The 16,247-nt window shown below is 58.7% G+C and carries 14 protein-coding genes; 5 read left to right on the forward strand and 9 right to left on the reverse strand.

Going from position 1 to position 16,247, the window contains the following annotated elements:
* Positions 1–59: 59 nt before the first annotated feature.
* Both ACYAR8_RS16480 and ACYAR8_RS16485 read right to left on the reverse strand, forming a co-directional pair.
* The gene (locus ACYAR8_RS16480; protein ID WP_074888661.1) at positions 60–554 is read right to left on the reverse strand and encodes a GreA/GreB family elongation factor; all 495 of its coding nucleotides are present in this window, start codon (positions 552–554) and stop codon (positions 60–62) included.
* 85 nt (positions 555–639) lie between these two features.
* Positions 640–999, reverse strand: a complete 360-nt coding sequence (locus tag ACYAR8_RS16485) for a hypothetical protein (RefSeq protein ID WP_108118864.1) — start codon at positions 997–999, stop codon at positions 640–642.
* A gap of 226 nt (positions 1,000–1,225) precedes the next feature.
* Here ACYAR8_RS16485 and ACYAR8_RS16490 point away from each other — a divergent pair, with 226 nt between their 5' ends.
* Together ACYAR8_RS16490 and ACYAR8_RS16495 are read left to right on the forward strand one after the other, a co-directional pair.
* Positions 1,226–2,434, forward strand: coding sequence for a multidrug effflux MFS transporter (locus tag ACYAR8_RS16490; protein ID WP_463580449.1), 1,209 nt, complete (start codon positions 1,226–1,228; stop codon positions 2,432–2,434).
* Positions 2,435–3,145: 711 nt separating this feature from the next.
* On the forward strand, positions 3,146–3,838 hold the full coding sequence (locus ACYAR8_RS16495; RefSeq protein ID WP_074888671.1) for an ArsR/SmtB family transcription factor: 693 nt from the start codon (positions 3,146–3,148) through the stop codon (positions 3,836–3,838).
* Between the two features lie 72 nt (positions 3,839–3,910).
* Here ACYAR8_RS16495 and ACYAR8_RS16500 read toward each other — a convergent pair whose 3' ends face one another.
* Entirely contained in the window at positions 3,911–4,864 is a 954-nt protein-coding gene (locus tag ACYAR8_RS16500) for an adenosine deaminase (protein WP_074888674.1), read from the reverse strand.
* Between the two features lie 329 nt (positions 4,865–5,193).
* Here ACYAR8_RS16500 and ACYAR8_RS16505 point away from each other — a divergent pair, with 329 nt between their 5' ends.
* Positions 5,194–6,285, forward strand: coding sequence for a calcium:cation antiporter (locus tag ACYAR8_RS16505; protein WP_463580450.1), 1,092 nt, complete (start codon positions 5,194–5,196; stop codon positions 6,283–6,285).
* A gap of 69 nt (positions 6,286–6,354) precedes the next feature.
* Here the strand turns inward: ACYAR8_RS16505 and ACYAR8_RS16510 are convergent, their stop codons facing one another.
* From ACYAR8_RS16510 to ACYAR8_RS16535, 6 genes are all read right to left on the reverse strand, one after another.
* Complete coding sequence (locus ACYAR8_RS16510; RefSeq protein WP_463580451.1) at positions 6,355–7,710, reverse strand: 8-oxoguanine deaminase; 1,356 nt, start codon at positions 7,708–7,710, stop codon at positions 6,355–6,357.
* A 170-nt stretch (positions 7,711–7,880) separates the two neighbouring features.
* The gene (locus ACYAR8_RS16515) at positions 7,881–8,567 is read right to left on the reverse strand and encodes an SDR family oxidoreductase (RefSeq protein WP_463580452.1); all 687 of its coding nucleotides are present in this window, start codon (positions 8,565–8,567) and stop codon (positions 7,881–7,883) included.
* A 600-nt stretch (positions 8,568–9,167) separates the two neighbouring features.
* On the reverse strand, positions 9,168–9,755 hold the full coding sequence (locus tag ACYAR8_RS16520) for an IMPACT family protein (protein WP_463580453.1): 588 nt from the start codon (positions 9,753–9,755) through the stop codon (positions 9,168–9,170).
* Positions 9,756–9,788: 33 nt separating this feature from the next.
* A complete protein-coding gene (locus ACYAR8_RS16525; protein ID WP_463580454.1) occupies positions 9,789–10,448 on the reverse strand; it encodes a TetR/AcrR family transcriptional regulator in 660 nt (219 codons plus the stop codon).
* A gap of 84 nt (positions 10,449–10,532) precedes the next feature.
* Entirely contained in the window at positions 10,533–11,918 is a 1,386-nt protein-coding gene (locus ACYAR8_RS16530) for a uracil-xanthine permease family protein (protein WP_463580455.1), read from the reverse strand.
* 173 nt (positions 11,919–12,091) lie between these two features.
* A complete protein-coding gene (locus ACYAR8_RS16535) occupies positions 12,092–13,012 on the reverse strand; it encodes a LysR family transcriptional regulator (protein ID WP_108118859.1) in 921 nt (306 codons plus the stop codon).
* A 145-nt stretch (positions 13,013–13,157) separates the two neighbouring features.
* Between ACYAR8_RS16535 and aptA the strand changes: the two genes are divergently transcribed.
* A complete protein-coding gene (gene aptA, locus ACYAR8_RS16540; RefSeq protein WP_074888701.1) occupies positions 13,158–14,504 on the forward strand; it encodes an omega-aminotransferase AptA in 1,347 nt (448 codons plus the stop codon).
* Between the two features lie 67 nt (positions 14,505–14,571).
* Positions 14,572–16,065 (forward strand): CoA-acylating methylmalonate-semialdehyde dehydrogenase, encoded by a 1,494-nt coding sequence (locus ACYAR8_RS16545; protein WP_463580456.1) that lies wholly within the window; start codon positions 14,572–14,574, stop codon positions 16,063–16,065.
* The last annotated feature ends 182 nt before the right edge of the window (positions 16,066–16,247 follow it).

Below are 16,247 nucleotides of genomic sequence, written 5' to 3' on the forward strand. Positions count from 1 at the left end.
TAAAAAAACGGAGCCTTCGGGCTCCGTTTTTTTGTCTGGCCTATTGCCGGTCGATTGAGTCAGTCGCCGGCCTCAATCCGCATGACGTCGATGACTGCATCGCCGACCGGCCGTTTCCAGGTGACTTCGTCCCCGACACTGGCGCCGAGCAACGCCTTGCCCAGTGGTGACGCCCAATTGATCAGCTGACTGGCAGCATCGGCCTGATCCTCTCCGACCAGTTGCACGCGTTGCTCGACACTGTCCTCGTCGGCAAAGGTCACCCAACTGCCAATCTGAACCTTGTCCTCTGATGTGCTGCTGACCACTTGGGCGCTCTGCAGGCGCTGGTTGAAATAACGCAGGTCGCGTTCGATTTCGGCCATGCGCTGTTTGTCGGCGTCATCGCCCTGGGCGTTCTGTTCGCTGTATTGCGCTTGCAGCTGCTCAACCTGAACGTGCAATTGATCAAAGCCGCGCTGGGTGACGTAGTTAATCTGGGCGCTGATCTGCCGTTCAACCGGCGGGTCAATTTGCGCGGCGGCGTTGTCTTCGTTGACGAAGGCGCGACTCATGGCGGGCTCCTGTTCATGGCTTGATCACATTGGGCCATAGTGAGTCCCCGATAGTTTCACCCGTTATCCGCCGGCGGCAGGCAGCTCAATGAGAGCGGTAGGCTTTCGCGGCGTCCTGGGTCCTCTGATGGTCCCAGTTGCGGTCGCGGTCATTCCAGATGCTGTCCCGGCCCTGATCCTGAACGTTGCTGTTGGCCAGTTGCGCCTGGCATTGACGGAATCCGTCCGACCAGCCTTGGGCATACAACGTGTCACGCAGATAGCGCGGCACGTCCTTTTTGAATTGCCCCTTCATGAGATCGATGGATTGCCGACCGCTCCCGCAGCCATCCTGGAAACCATCAGCGAATGCCGGCGGGTAACCTTCGGCCAATAACTGGTCGTGGGTAGACTGACATCCGGCGATTACTACAACGCACCACAGCACAGCCCATCGCGCATTCATTTTGATTTCCTCACTGCTTGAGAAAAGTTTAGAAGCGCTTGTGTGAGTTATTGGTAAAAACGCTGTAGGAAATCCATTAACCGATGCTCGGTCACGCGCCATAAGTTCCACCTTTTTCGCTCGGCGACGATGCCTTGAAAAACGTCCGGTAATTTTCCCCTGGGCGGGCCGTGCAGATTCAAGGTTGTTAAACTGTCGCGCTGCGCAAAACCGTTTAGGAAGATTGATGAACCTCAGAACGATTCTGATCCTCGGCGCACTCAGCGCTTTTGGCCCGTTGGCCATCGACTTTTACCTGCCAGGTTTCCCGGCTATCGCGTTGGCATTCGGCACCGACGAGAAACACGTTCAGTTGACCCTGGCCTCTTATTTCCTCGGCCTGAGCATCGGCCAACTTGCCTATGGTCCAATCGCCGATCGTTTCGGCCGTCGGATCCCGCTGTTGTTTGGCGTCGGCTTGTTCACCCTCGCATCTCTGGGGTGCGCCCTGGCGCCTTCTCTTGAATGGCTGATTGCTGCCCGCTTTGTACAGGCGTTGGGCGGATGTGCCGGCATGGTGCTGTCGCGGGCGATCGTCAGCGACAAATGCTCACCGGTCGACTCGGCCAAGGTGTTCTCGCAACTGATGCTGGTCATGGGCCTGGCGCCGATTCTGGCCCCAATGCTGGGTGGGCTGCTGGTCAACGTCGTGGGTTGGCAGGCTATCTTCCTGACCTTGACCGTATTCAGCGCACTCACTGCGGTGGCGGTGTTCAGGGGCTTGCCGGAAAGCATGCCCGCCGGCCATCCGCGACTGCCCCTCTCGGGGGCGTTAGGGTCGTACTGGAATCTCTTGGGCGACCGGATTTTCCTGGGCCACGCGCTCACCGGGGGCATCGCGATGGCCGGGATGTTTTCATACATTGCTGGCTCGCCTTTCGTTTTCATCAAGCTGTATGGCGTCCCGGCGGAACATTACGGCTGGTTATTCGGCATCAACGCTGCAGGCTTCATCTTCATCGCTCAGGTGAACGCACGACTTGTTGGCCGCTATGGTCCGGCGTGGTTGCTGTCGCAGACTGTCTGGATCTATCTCGCTGCCGCCCTCGTACTGTTGACCATCGCCTCTCTGCACACCGAAAAACTGTGGCCGCTGCTGATTCCGCTGTTCATTTATATCGCCAGCCTGGGCTGCATCATTCCTAACGCTTCGGCGTGCGCAATGAGCGGGCAGGGCAAACGTGCGGGCAGCGCGTCGGCCTTGCTGGGATGTTTGCAATTCAGTGTTGCTGCCGGCGCGGCGGCACTGGTCGGTGTACTGCATGACGGAACGGCCGTGCCGATGGCGACGGTCATTACGTTGTGCGGTGTGCTCGCTGTGACGCTTGCAATCATTACTCGCCGGGCGCAGCAGAAGCGAGACGCGCAGCTTCCTCACGCGGATGTGCGTATCTAACCAGCGTCGGCAACGTTAACGCGTTGCCGATTTCGCCAGGTTTAATGCGTGCCTGTACAAGCATGTTCAGGCTGTTGAAAAAGAGCGGCTTATATACGGCTGTTTACTACTTCGGAGTTGGAAACTTCTTACAGCTAATAAAATTAGCTATCTGGCCTCCGCGCTTGAACGTCAGAAGTTCACTTCTGACACGCCTCAGGCACAGATTATTTTCTTGAAGGCTTTATGACGTTTGGGTGTAGGCAATCGCCCTGACGCAGGATTCATGAACCAGCGTTGTCCGCGTAAAATGCCCGTCCTTTAAGGGGTCTCGGCTATCTGGCTGAATCTGAACCGTTAACGGGTTGCGGGATTGTGCTGAACATTTGCCGATACGGCCCACAAACAAAGGGCCGTGCAATGGACAAGTTGATCCGTCAATCGGCTGCAGGTCTTATACTAAGCGCCGTCATGGATCCGATTTAATTCTCATGTTTCAAACTGTATTGCTCGGGCACAGCTATCTGTATTGCCTGCAAGTTCAAGCGATCAGAGTTCGTGTGAGGTGATTTAAATCAAGGTCCGTTTTTGCCTTAAGCACGCATGATGGTTAGCCACAACAATGGACCGGCGCTTTCAATTGATTGAGCCTGTGATCCAGAGCCAATGGCACGCCTCGACCTGCGCACCGGCGCCGGTCCGCCTAGATAATGTTCAACAGGGAGTGAAGACATGGAATATGTACCTTGCATCAGCCAGATCGCTGCGTTGCTCGCCGACCCCAAACGCAGCGCGATCGTGTGGGCATTGATGGACGGAACATCGCGGGCGGCCAATGAAGTAGCTTCGCTGGTGGGTCTGTCCACTTCTTCTGCCGGTGCGCACCTGGCGCGCCTTGCCGCCGGCGGATTGCTGCGTCACGAAGTCCGAGCCCGCAAACGCTACTTCAGGCTTGCTGCGCCGGAAGTCCGGACCGCCGTCCAGGCGCTGGTCAGCGCATCGATGGTCAGCGCGGATCTGATCAGCCGCAGCCTGGCGCAACCATTACCGCCCCTGCCGTTATGCCGCGCCAGCGTCTGCGCGGATCATCTGGGCGGCGAGATGGGTGCCGAGCTGTATCTTAGGATGCTGGGCGCGGGCTGGATCGAACAATCCGAACACCGGCTGGAGGTCACCAGTGTCGGTATCTCCCGCTTTGCCGAACGAGGAATTTTTATTCCCGCGCTGGCCCACAGACGACGCGAGGCCGTGTGTGCCTGTGTCGACTGTCACGAAAGCAGGCCGCATCTCGGGGGCGCATTGGGCGCAGGACTTCTGCAGTTGTTCATGCAGCTGGGCTGGCTGCGGACGACGGAAGAGGCCTCCACGTTACAGGTCTCTTCCAATGGTCAGCGAGAAATCAGCAAGATCGCTTCGGCGGCGTGATGCCCCAGGGGGGAGGCGCGGCGTGTGGAGCAGAACGTCCACACGCTTTTAGCGCTCAAGGGGCGTGTCTGATCAGGGCTTGATCAGACGCGCGTCGAGGCTGTTCTGCGCCAGGCGCCTGGCCTGATCCTGGGTCATGCCGAGGTGGGTGTGCAGCGCGTGGAAGTTCTCGGTGACGTAGCCACCGAAGTACGCCGGGTCATCAGAGTTGACGGTCACTTTCACGCCACGCTCGAGCATGTCCAGAATGTTGTGCTGACCCATGTGGTCGAAAACGCAGAGCTTGGTGTTGGAAAGTGGGCAAACCGTCAGGGGGATTTGTTCATCAATGATGCGCTGCATCAGGCGCTCGTCCTCGATGGCGCGTACGCCATGATCGATACGCTGGATTTTCAACAAATCAAGCGCTTCCCAGATGTACTCCGGCGGACCTTCTTCACCTGCGTGGGCAACGGTCAGGAAGCCTTCACCGCGAGCACGATCAAACACGCGCTTGAACTTGCTCGGCGGATGGCCCATCTCCGAGCTATCCAGGCCGACCGCCACGAAGGTGTCGCGATAGGGCAGGGCCATGTCGAGGGTTTTCTGCGCTTCGTCTTCGCTCAAGTGGCGCAGGAAGCTGAGGATCAGGCCGCTGCCGATACCGAGCTTTTCCTTGCCGTCTTTCAACGCGCCGGCGATGCCGTTAAGCACGACTTCAAACGGGATGCCGCGGTCGGTGTGGGTCTGGGGATCGAAGAACGGTTCGGTGTGGATGACGTTCTGCGCCTTGCAGCGTTCCAGGTAAGCCCAGGTCAGGTCGTAGAAATCCTGCTCGGTGCGCAGTACGTCGGCGCCGCGGTAGTACAGGTCGAGAAACTCCTGCAGATTATTGAAGGCGTAGGCCTTGCGCAGGGTTTCGACGTCGGCCCAGGGCAGGGCGATCTTGTTGCGCTCAGCCAGGGCGAACAACAGTTCCGGCTCCAGCGAGCCCTCCAGATGCAGGTGCAGTTCTGCCTTGGGCAGGGCGTTCAACCAGTCGTACATGGGCTTTGTCTCATAAAGTGCAATGGCAGGCATTCTACAGAGTCAGGCGCGCGGGCTGAATAAAACCTGACCGGACGGTTCACACACTGCTTTGGCGCGCATTGCCACAGGTACAGGCGCCGATAGGCCGCCGTTGCAGGTGTTTCTCGGTGCATGGCTGTTTTGAAAACAGCCAGATTGAAGTCATTTTGACGCGGCGGCGCGACGATCTGTCGCGACCTGGTGCTAACCTGTCTTGAAACCTTTGTTTACATCCACACTCTCAAGCGCTTCAGTAAACTTCACTTCATGGATGTGCGGCCAGGGTCGCAAGGGGCTAAAAGGCAGCGATGGGCACGATTCTCAAGCAGGAAAAGTTTCTTCTACTGGCGGTCATTGCGACCTTTTTCGCGTACTTCTACGAACACCAACTGCTCAGCAACGGACATACCGTCGCACTGATCGCAGGCATTGCTCTGGTGGGCTTCATCATCTGCGCCTCGCTGCGCGTGGCTCACCATGCCGAGTTGCTGGCGGAAAAAGTTGGCGATCCCTACGGCACCATGATTCTGACGTTGTCGGCCGTGCTAGTTGAGGTCGTGATTCTGGCGATCATGATGAGCAATGAACCTTCACCCACGCTGGTGCGGGATACCATTTACTCGGCCGTGATGCTCGACATCAACGGGATTCTGGGCCTCGCCGCGTTGATGGGCGGGCTCAAGCACGGTGAACAGTCCTACAACGATGACTCCGCGCGTTCCTACAGCGTGATGATTCTGACGGCCATGGCGGTGTCGATGGTAGTGCCGGAATTCATTCCGGAAGGTAAGTGGAAGCTGTATTCCGCCTTCACCATTGGCGCGATGATCCTGCTTTATGCGCTGTTCCTGCGTATGCAGGTTGGGCCGCACAGTTACTTCTTCAGCTACAACTACCCGGACAAGAAGCGCCGCAAGGGTGAGGCGCAGGAAGCGCACGAGCCAGTCAACCTGACACGCTCAATCGCAACCTTGGTTTTCGGCGTAGTGGTCATTGGCGCGTTGGCCGAGGTCATGTCGAAAACCGTCGACCTGGGTCTGGAAGGCAGCGGCGCTCCGCCGGTGATGACGGCGATTCTGGTGGCGGCGATTTCGGCAGCGCCGGAGATCCTGACTGCACTGCGAGCCGCGCTGGCCAACCGTATGCAATCGGTGGTCAACATTGCTCTGGGGGCTTCGCTGTCGACGGTGATCCTGACCGTTCCGGTCATGGAAGGCATGGCGCTCTACAGCGGTCAGGCGTTCCAGATGGCGATGACGCCAGTGCAGACAGTGATGATCTTAGTCACCTTGTTGGTCTGCGCCATCAACCTCAACGACGGCGAAACCAACGCCATCGAAGGCATGACGCATTTCGTGCTGTTTGCCACCTTCATCGCGTTGTCTTTGATGGGGCTGTAGATCAGGTTCGGCTTGAATCCAGGCGTGGGGGAGTCAGCAATTTCACTTCCCCACTGCCGTAGCAGCGCATCACCCCCTGATCAATTGCGCAGCAGCCTGCCGATGGTCTGCAATCAATCCCTTCAGATCCAGGCCTTCTACCTGACCGTCAATCACCCGCCATTGGCCGCCGATCATCACCCGATCTGCGCGATCAGCGCCGCAGAGCAACAGCGCCGAGAGCGGATCGTGACTGCCGGAAAAGCGCAACTCGTCCAGCTTGAACAACGCCAGATCAGCCTGTTTACCCACGGCCAATTCGCCGATATCGTGCCGGCCCAGCAATTGCGCCGAGCCCTTGGTCGCCCAGCCTAATGCCAGTTCGGGTGTGATTTTTTCCGCCCCGTAACGCAGGCGCTGAAGGTAAAGCGCCTGCTTGGCTTCAAGCATCATGTTCGAGGCGTCATTTGACGCAGAACCGTCGACACCCAGACCGATCAGCGCGCCTGCGGCAAGCAGGTCCAGCGTGGGGCAGATGCCTGACGCAAGGCGCATGTTCGAACTCGGGCAATGACAGACCCCGGTGCCCGCCTGGCCGAGGCGCGTGATCTCTTCGCTGTTGAAATGAATGCCATGAGCCAGCCAGGTACGAGGGCCAAGCCAACCGACGCTGTCCAGGTAATCCACTGTGCGCAGGCCGAATCGCTGCAGGCAGAAGTTCTCTTCTTCCAGGGTTTCGGCCAGATGGGTGTGCAGACGCACGTCGTGTCTTTCGGCGAGGGCCGCGCTTTCGGCCATGATCTCGGTCGTCACCGAAAACGGCGAGCATGGCGCCAACGCAATCTGGATCTGCGCGCCATCACCCCGCTCGTGGTAGGTCTCGATCAAGCGCACGCTGTCATCAAGGATCACCTGGCCCTGCTGGACGGTTTGCTGGGGCGGCAGGCCTCCGTCTTCCTCGCCCAGGGTCATCGAACCCCGCGTCAGCATCGCGCGCATACCCAGTTCGCGAACGCTTTCGACCTGAACATCGATGGCGTCTTCCAGACCCTGCGGAAACAGATAATGGTGGTCGGCGGCGGTGGTGCAGCCCGAGAGCATCAACTCGGTCAGGGCGACCTTGCTGGCCAGTGCGAGTTTTTCCGGCGTTAATCGCGCCCACACCGGGTACAGGGTTTTCAGCCAGGGGAACAACGGTTGATTGACCACCGGGCCCCAGGCGCGGGTCAGGGTTTGATAGAAGTGGTGGTGCGTGTTGATCAGGCCGGGCAGCAAGACATGCTCGCGTGCATCGAATACGTGATCCCAAGGCTGCGCAGGCTGTTGACCGAGCGGGAGCATCTCAACGATAACCCCGCCTTCGACCACCAGGCCGCCGCGAGCATCAAGTTCATTGGCCGTGAATACGGCGAGGGGATTTTTCAACCAGGTACGGATCGCGGGCATTGGCCGGCTCCTCTGAAAGTGGGTTCAGGTCGCCAGCTCAGTGTTGCCCTGTCTGCTGATCCAGGGTCGCCGCAGCATCGAACGTGCTGCGAGGCGAGGGCGGATTCTAGAGTGTTGCGTCGGGTTGGGGCAAGTCACGCCAGCTCATGCTGCCGTGACTTGCATCGCAATCACCAGGGAATCGTCTCACCCTTGTAGTTCACGAAGTGATGACCGCCTGTCCCCGCGAACCGCTCAAGCTGCTCGACAATCCCCCGCACACTGGTCTCGACGTCGATATCCGCGCCTTCGCCGCCCATCGCCGTGCGGACCCATCCGGGGTGCATCGATAGCACGGTGGGCTCGTTCTCGCCCAATTGCGTCACGAAGGTGTTGGTCATTGAGTTCAGCGCGGCTTTGCTGGCTTTGTACAGCGCCATCTCTGGTGCGTCCGGCATGGTGACGCTGCCAAGCACCGAGCTCATGAACGCAATCACGCCGCTCTCGGGACGGATCTGGTCGACGAAGCGTTTGGCCAGGCGGATTGGCGCGACGGCATTAGTGAGAAACAGCTGACCCAGTTCGCCGGCGGTGGCGTCCGTGGGGTTCGGATGCATCGGCCCCATCACGCCGGCGTTGACGAACAGCAGGTCGTACGTCTGGCCCTTGAGGTTGTGAGTCAGCACTTCGAGGGACGATTGCTCGTCGATGTCCAGTGTTTGCAATTGCACATTCGGCAGTGCCTTCAGCTCATCGGCCTTTTGGGCGTCCCGGACGGTGGCGGTGACTTCCCAGCCCAGTTCTGTAAGACGTTTCACCAGTCCGAGGCCAAGGCCGCGTGACGCTCCGATGATCAGGGCTGTTTTAGGGGTGGACATTGAACTGACTCCTGTACAGACAAACGAAAAATTTCACTCAATCGATGGACATCGCGACGCGGCGAGAATTTTGTTTCTTGAGGCACTCAGTTGCCGCGAGGCGCACACGTTAGCGCCAGAGGATGACAGAGGCCCGCGACATATGTGAGTGGACGTTTCCAATATGAATGTCAGGCGATCAGCCCGGCCCACGATCAAGCCCGCCTGACGGTATCGCTGTATAAAAAACATCCAGTTTCGCCAACGCGCGCTGTACCCGGCAGTCCGCGAAGGCTTGCACGGGTTATCCACAGATTGCTCCACAGGTAATGTGAGCAACTGGAGATTGGCGATATAACCCGCCCGAGACGGGTAACGTATCGGTATAAGCCGCGCTAACACGCTGTTTTACCGCTGCTTTTATTCACAGGGCACTGTTTTGGCTAAAAAGTGATCAAGCTCCGCAAAGCCATGTGGAACAAGGGCTGCGGAGGTGTGTGCTCAGGTTGTCCACAGGCGGATGCACAGTAGATGTGGGCAAATGCCCTTGGCGCCCACGGTCATTGGGTTACCCGACAGGATTGGCTTTAGCCGGGAAAGCGTCGAGCGCCTGCAGATCAGCTACTGCGGCGGCTGTAATACGATCCGTCCGCGACTGATGTCGGACACTTGGCGCTGAAGCGTTTCAATCTGCTCGGGCCCTAGAGCAATCGAGAGCGTGACGCCATTTGCGTTGAAGCGCTCATCCTCCACGAGCCCATTGAGTTCAGCCACTCGCAGCTTGATCAGCACCAGCTCGCTGAAGCTGCAATCGAATTGCAACGACACTCGATTGATCAATGGCACTCGATCAGCCTGCTGCAGGCATTTGTTGGCGCCCCCGCCGTAGGCCCTCGCGAGGCCGCCGGTGCCCAGTTGAACCCCGCCGTACCAGCGGATAACCAGCACGACGACCCGATCAAAATCCTGCGCATCAATGGCCGCGAGTATGGGGCGCCCAGCCGTGCCGCCCGGTTCGCCATCGTCGTTGCTGCGGTACTGCGCGCCCAGTTTCCAGGCCCAGCAATTGTGTGTGGCGTCCAGATCACTGTGCTGCTCAATGAACGTTTGAGCATCGGCAGCGGTGTCGATAGGCGCGGCGAGGGTAATGAAGCGGCTCTTGCGAATCTCTTCGCGAAACTCGCAGGGGCCGGTGAGCGTAAAAGGCATTGAGGTTCCAGACTGCGCTTGGGTTTTCAGGAGTTATAAAGCAGGCGTGAGTCCGCAGCCTTTGAGAATGATGCGAATCAAGTTATCCCCAGCGGCGTCCATGTCTTGCCTGGTCAGCTTCGAACGGCCGGTAACCTGGCAAATCTGGGTGGCGAAGTCAGCGTAATGCTGAGTGCTGCTCCACAGCAGGAAGATCAGATGCACCGGATCGACCGGGTCAATCTTCCCGTCGTCGATCCAGGCCTGGAAGACGGCGGCACGCCCCTGAAACCATTCGCGGTAGTCCTGGCTGAAATACTGACTCAGGCACTCGCCGCCACTGATGATCTCCATCGCGAAGATGCGCGAAGCTTGTGGCTGGCGACGGGAGAACTCCATCTTTGCGCGTATGTAGTGCGACAGCGCCTGTGCCGGATCGTCTTCTGCGCTCAGGTTGTTGAAGGTGCTGTCCCACAACTCGATGATGTTGCTCAGCACCGCGATGTACAGCCCCAGCTTGTTGGTGAAGTAATAGTGCAAGTTGGCTTTGGGTAAGCCGGCATTCTGCGCGATGGTGTTCATGCTGGTGCCCTTGAAGCCATGCCGAGCGAATTCGTCCTCGGCCGCCTTGAGGATTGCTTCTTCGTTCTTCTGCCGAATGCGGCTGGCCGGTTTGGTGGCGCTGGGGCTATGAGCGGGGACTTCAAGGGTCATGTGCGATTCCAGACGGATCATTTGGGTGCGACGCGGTGAACACATAGCGCACCCGCGATCATCCGACAAGCGTGACCTCGAAAATCAGTGTTCAAAGGATTCCGCTGTCTGTTTTTTGGCTTCGCTCGATTCCTTGCCTTCCGGAAGTAGCAGGCACATCACGATGGCCGTCAGCCCGCCGCTGGTGATTGCCGAGTCGAACAGGCTCTGCACCCATTGCGGCAAATGATGCAGCAGCGTCGGCTGCGCCGCGATACCCAGCCCTACACCGAACGAGGTGGCGATGATCAGCATGCTGCGGCGATCCAGCGGCGCTTGAGCAAGGATCCGTACGCCCGCCGCCGCGACGCTGCCGAACATCACCAATGTCGCGCCGCCAAGCACCGGTTTCGGAATCTGCTGAAGGATCGCACCGATCATCGGGAACAGTCCGAGCAGAAACAGGATTGCTCCGATGTACAGACCCACATACCGACTGGCGACGCCGGTGAGCTGGATCACTCCGTTATTCTGCGCGAAGGTGGTATTCGGGAACGCACTGAAAGTCGCCGCGATCATACAACTGACGCCGTCGCCCAACACACCCCCCTTCAGCCGGGCAATGTAGCTTGGGCCCTTGATGGGTTCGCGGGAGAGCATGCAGTTGGCGGTGAGGTCGCCGACGGTTTCGATACTGCTGATCAGATAAATCAGCGCAACCGGCAGGAGCGCGGCCCAGTCGAAGCTGAATCCGAACCGAAAGGGCACGGGAATGGTGACCAGCGCAACGTCGGCAATGGAGTGAGGCACGAGCTTGCCGCTGAACCAGGCAGCGATGCTGCCGATCGCGAGCCCGATAATAATGGCCGACAGCCGCAACCAGGGCGCGCTTGAGCGGTTGAGCACGACGATCACTGCCAGCACGAAAACGCCAAGGGCCAGATTGACCGGCTCACCGAAGTCCGGAGCGTTGAAGCCGCCTCCCAGATCAGTCACACCGACCTTGATCAGGCTGACGCCGATTAGCGTGATGACGATGCCGGTTACCAGTGGCGTGATCACTCGACGCAGCTGTCCGATGAAACGGCTGAGCACAATCTGCACGATGGCGCCGAAGAAACATACTCCGAACACCATGGCCATGATGTCTTCCGGGCTGCCACCGCGCTGCTTGACCATGAAGCCTGCCGACAGTACCGCGCCGAGAAACGCGAAACTGGTCCCCTGCAGGCAAATCATGCCCGCTCCGATACCGAACGGCCGGCGCGCCTGGATGAACGTCCCCACGCCCGAGACCATCAACGCCATGCTGATCAGATAAGGCATGTAAGCACCGAGCCCGAGCGCCGATCCGATAATCAGTGGCGGCGTGATAATACCCACGAATGCAGCGAGCACATGCTGGATTGCCGCCAGGCTCGCGGGCCCGGGGCGCGGCCGGTCGTTGAGGCCATAGATGAGGTCGTTATTGTCTGGCGCTTCAGGCTGCATGCTGGCTCTCGATTTTGTGTGGGGCTTCTACATCCAGCCTTACTGCAAAAACCTGTCCAACTGATCAGTTACCTGTTCACCGATTCGCTGTACATGCCCGCCTATCAAGGGCTGGACGAATATGGCGGCCGTTTGACTGCGTGTTATTGAGGTGCCGACGTACTGAGCCGGCCTCATCGTGTGGCAGCCAGACTCTCCAGGAAACTTTCCAGCACCAAATGGGGGCGGCGACCTTTGCGCGTGACGGTCACAAGGCTCAGGTCGTAAAACCGCGTTTTGGGCTTCAGCGCACGCAGCCGTCCCTGCTGCACCCAAAGGCTGGCGTAATGATCGGGTAGATAACCGATGTAACGCCCGGTCAGAATCAGAAACGCCATGCCTTCCCGGTCCGACGCGCTCGCGCTGCATTTCAGCGCCTGATAGTGAGCCTGGATTTCACCCGGCAGACGAAACGTCGGCGCAATGGTCTCCTGAGCGGACAGCCGATCGTCGTCAAGCAGCGCATCGTCTACGTAAAACAAGGGATGGCCGACCGCGCAATACAGCAGCGAACGTTCGCTATACAGCGGCTGGTATTCAAGTCCCGACAAGGCGCTGGCCTGGGGTACGACGCCAACGTGCAAGCTGCCGTCGAGCACACCCTGCTCGACTTCATTGGGCGCGATCATGCGGATGTTGATGTGCACGTCCGGGCCACGTTCTTTCAGATGGGACAGCGCGTGGGTGATGCGCATATGGGGGAGGGTGACCAGATTGTCCGTCAGTCCGATGTTCAGTTCGCCGCGCAGATGTCGGTGAAGACCATTCACCTCCGTACGAAAACTCTCGAGGGCGCTCAACAATTGCAGTGATGACTGATAGACCTCGCGGCCTTCCTCCGTCAGGGAAAACCCCGCACGCCCCCGTTGGCAAAGACGCAATCCCAAGCGTTGCTCGAGGTCGCTCATCTGCTGACTGATGGCGGAGCGACCAATGCCCAGCGCGCTTTCCGCTGCCGAAAAGCCGCCGGACTCCACCACGCTACGAAAGATGCGCAAAAGACGAATATCAAAGTCGCTGACTTGCGCCAGCGGTTCGTTGCGGCGGGTGCTCATAGTTTAGTGACCAGTCAACTGAAGATCGTAAAAGCAGGATTTTCCAGACTTTATGCCCGTGGCACTGTTAGCTGCAACCGGCACTGCTCCTGCCCGCACTTCAATCAGGAAATCAGGCCAACCCCGCCCTGTGAGGTTAATTCCGATGAATATGCCCGAATCGTCCGACATGTCACTGGCGAGCCAGCTCAAACTTGACGCCCACTGGATGCCCTACACGGCGAACCGAAACTTCCACCGTGATCCACGGCTGATCGTCGCCGCTGAAGGCAGCTATCTCACGGACGATAAGGGTCGCAAAATCTACGATGGCCTGTCGGGGCTGTGGACCTGCGGGGCAGGGCATACGCGCAAAGAAATCCAGGAAGCCGTTTCGCGGCAGTTGGGCACGCTGGACTACTCGCCAGGATTCCAGTTCGGACATCCGCTGTCCTTCCAGCTGGCTGAAAAGATCACCGATCTGACACCCGGCAAGCTGAATCACGTCTTCTATACCGACTCTGGATCGGAGTGCGCTGACACTGCCGTCAAGATGGTGCGGGCTTACTGGCGTTTGAAAGGTCAGGCGACCAAAACCAAGATGATCGGCCGCGCCCGTGGCTATCATGGTGTGAATATCGCGGGCACCAGTCTGGGTGGCGTTAACGGCAACCGAAAGATGTTTGGGCAATTGATGGACGTCGATCATCTGCCTCATACGCTGCTTGCCAGCAACGCCTATTCGCGGGGCATGCCGGAGCAGGGCGGCATTGCGCTGGCCGATGAAATGCTCAAGCTCATCGAGCTGCACGATGCGTCGAACATTGCCGCGGTGATTGTTGAGCCCATGGCGGGTTCTGCGGGAGTGATTGTTCCGCCACAAGGCTATCTCAAGCGTCTGCGTGAAATCTGTGATCAGCACAACATTCTGCTGATTTTCGATGAGGTGATCACGGGCTTCGGGCGCACCGGCTCGATGTTCGGCGCCGACAGCTTCGGCGTTACCCCGGACCTGATGTGTATCGCCAAGCAGATCACCAACGGTGCGATCCCCATGGGGGCAGTGATTGCCAGCACTGAGATTTACCAGACGTTCATGAATCAGCCGACGCCCGAGTACGCCGTGGAATTCCCACATGGCTACACCTATTCAGCGCATCCGGTCGCGTGCGCGGCCGGCCTCGCCGCTCTGGAAATCATTCAGCGCGAGAGCCTGGTGCAGCAGGTCGCTGAAACTGCGCCGCACTTCGAAGGCTATCTGCACGGTTTGAAGGGCAGCAAGAATGTCGTCGATATTCGTAACTACGGTCTCGCTGGCGCCATTCAGATTGCGCCGCGCGACGGCGACGCCATTGTGCGTCCATTCGAAACGGCCATGAAACTGTGGAAGGCAGGTTTTTACGTGCGCTTCGGCGGTGACACCCTTCAGTTCGGCCCGACGTTTAACAGCAAGCCGGAAGACCTCGACCGCATGTTTGACGCAGTCGGTCAGGCCCTTAATCAAATCGACTGACCCCCTTTGCAGGTTTGCAGGCGCCACTTCGGCAGCGCCTGCGGGCTGATATTTTTTGGAGTTATGCATGAGCACCATTCAACACCTGATACATGGCGAGCGGGTCAGCGAAGACGGCCGCAGCGCGGATGTGTTCAACCCCTCGACTGGTCATGCCATTCGCAAGGTGCCACTCGCCAGTCGCGAAACCGTTCAACAAGCGATCGACTCTGCCAAGGCTGCTTTCCCCGCGTGGCGCAATACCCCTCCTGCCAAGCGCGCGCAGGTCATGTTCCGCTTCAAGCAATTGCTGGAACAGAACGAGGCGCGTATCGCCCGGCTGATCAGCGAAGAGCACGGCAAGACCATCGAAGATGCCGCGGGAGAACTCAAGCGGGGTATCGAAAACGTCGAATACGCCTGTGCGGCGCCTGAAATTCTCAAGGGCGAGTACAGCCGCAACGTCGGCCCGAACATTGATGCGTGGTCTGACTTTCAGCCGCTTGGCGTAGTGGCTGGCATCACCCCCTTCAACTTCCCTGCCATGGTTCCGCTGTGGATGTACCCGTTGGCGATTGCCTGCGGCAACTGTTTCATCCTCAAACCGTCCGAGCGCGATCCAAGCTCAACCTTGCTGATCGCCGAGTTGCTCCATGAAGCCGGATTGCCGAAGGGCGTCCTGAATGTCGTGCACGGCGACAAGGTGGCGGTTGATGCGTTGATCCAAGCCCCTGAAGTCAAAGCGCTGAGTTTTGTGGGTTCCACCCCGATCGCCGAGTACATCTATAAAGAGGCTACTGCACGCGGCAAGCGGGTACAGGCATTGGGCGGCGCGAAGAACCACGCAGTGCTGATGCCCGACGCGGACCTGGATAACGCCGTAAGCGCATTGATGGGCGCGGCCTATGGTTCCTGCGGCGAGCGCTGCATGGCGATTTCGGTCGCAGTGTGCGTGGGTGACCAAGTCGCCGACGCACTGGTCGCCAAGCTCGTGCCGCAAATCAATGGGTTGAAGATCGGCGCCGGGACTTCCAGCGGACTCGATATGGGCCCTCTGGTCACGGGGCAGCATCGCGACAAAGTCAGCAGCTATATAGAGGACGGCGTGGGTGCAGGTGCGAAGCTGGTTGTGGACGGTCGTGGGCTCACGGTCCCAGGACACGAAGATGGTTTTTTCCTGGGTGGATGCTTGTTCGACCATGTCACGGCCGAGATGCGCATCTATAAAGAAGAGATATTCGGGCCGGTGCTGTGCATTGTGCGTGTGGACAGCCTCGAACATGCGATGCAACTGATCAACGACCATGAATACGGCAATGGCACCTGCATCTTCACTCGCGATGGTGAGGCGGCCCGTCTGTTCTACGACGAGATCGAAGTGGGTATGGTTGGGGTGAACGTTCCACTGCCTGTACCTGTGGCTTATCACAGCTTTGGCGGATGGAAGCGGTCACTGTTTGGTGACCTGCATGCTTATGGCCCGGATGGCGTTCGCTTCTATACCCGTCGCAAAGCCATTACACAGCGATGGCCGCAGCGGGCCAGTCACGAGGCCTCGCAGTTCGCGTTCCCCAGTCTTTAATGCTTCAGGGTGGGCGGGGCCCCAAACTTGTCCACTCGATCCGTTATTTTTGACTGATATGACAGTTTCATTAAATAAGTGCTTGACGCCCCTCTGGATCTGTCTATAATTCGCCCCACTTCCGGCGCAGACGAAACGGAAAACTCCTTGATAATCAAAGAGTTGGACGAAGTAAGCAGCGA

The organism is Pseudomonas sp. HP_01 (assembly GCF_055284355.1).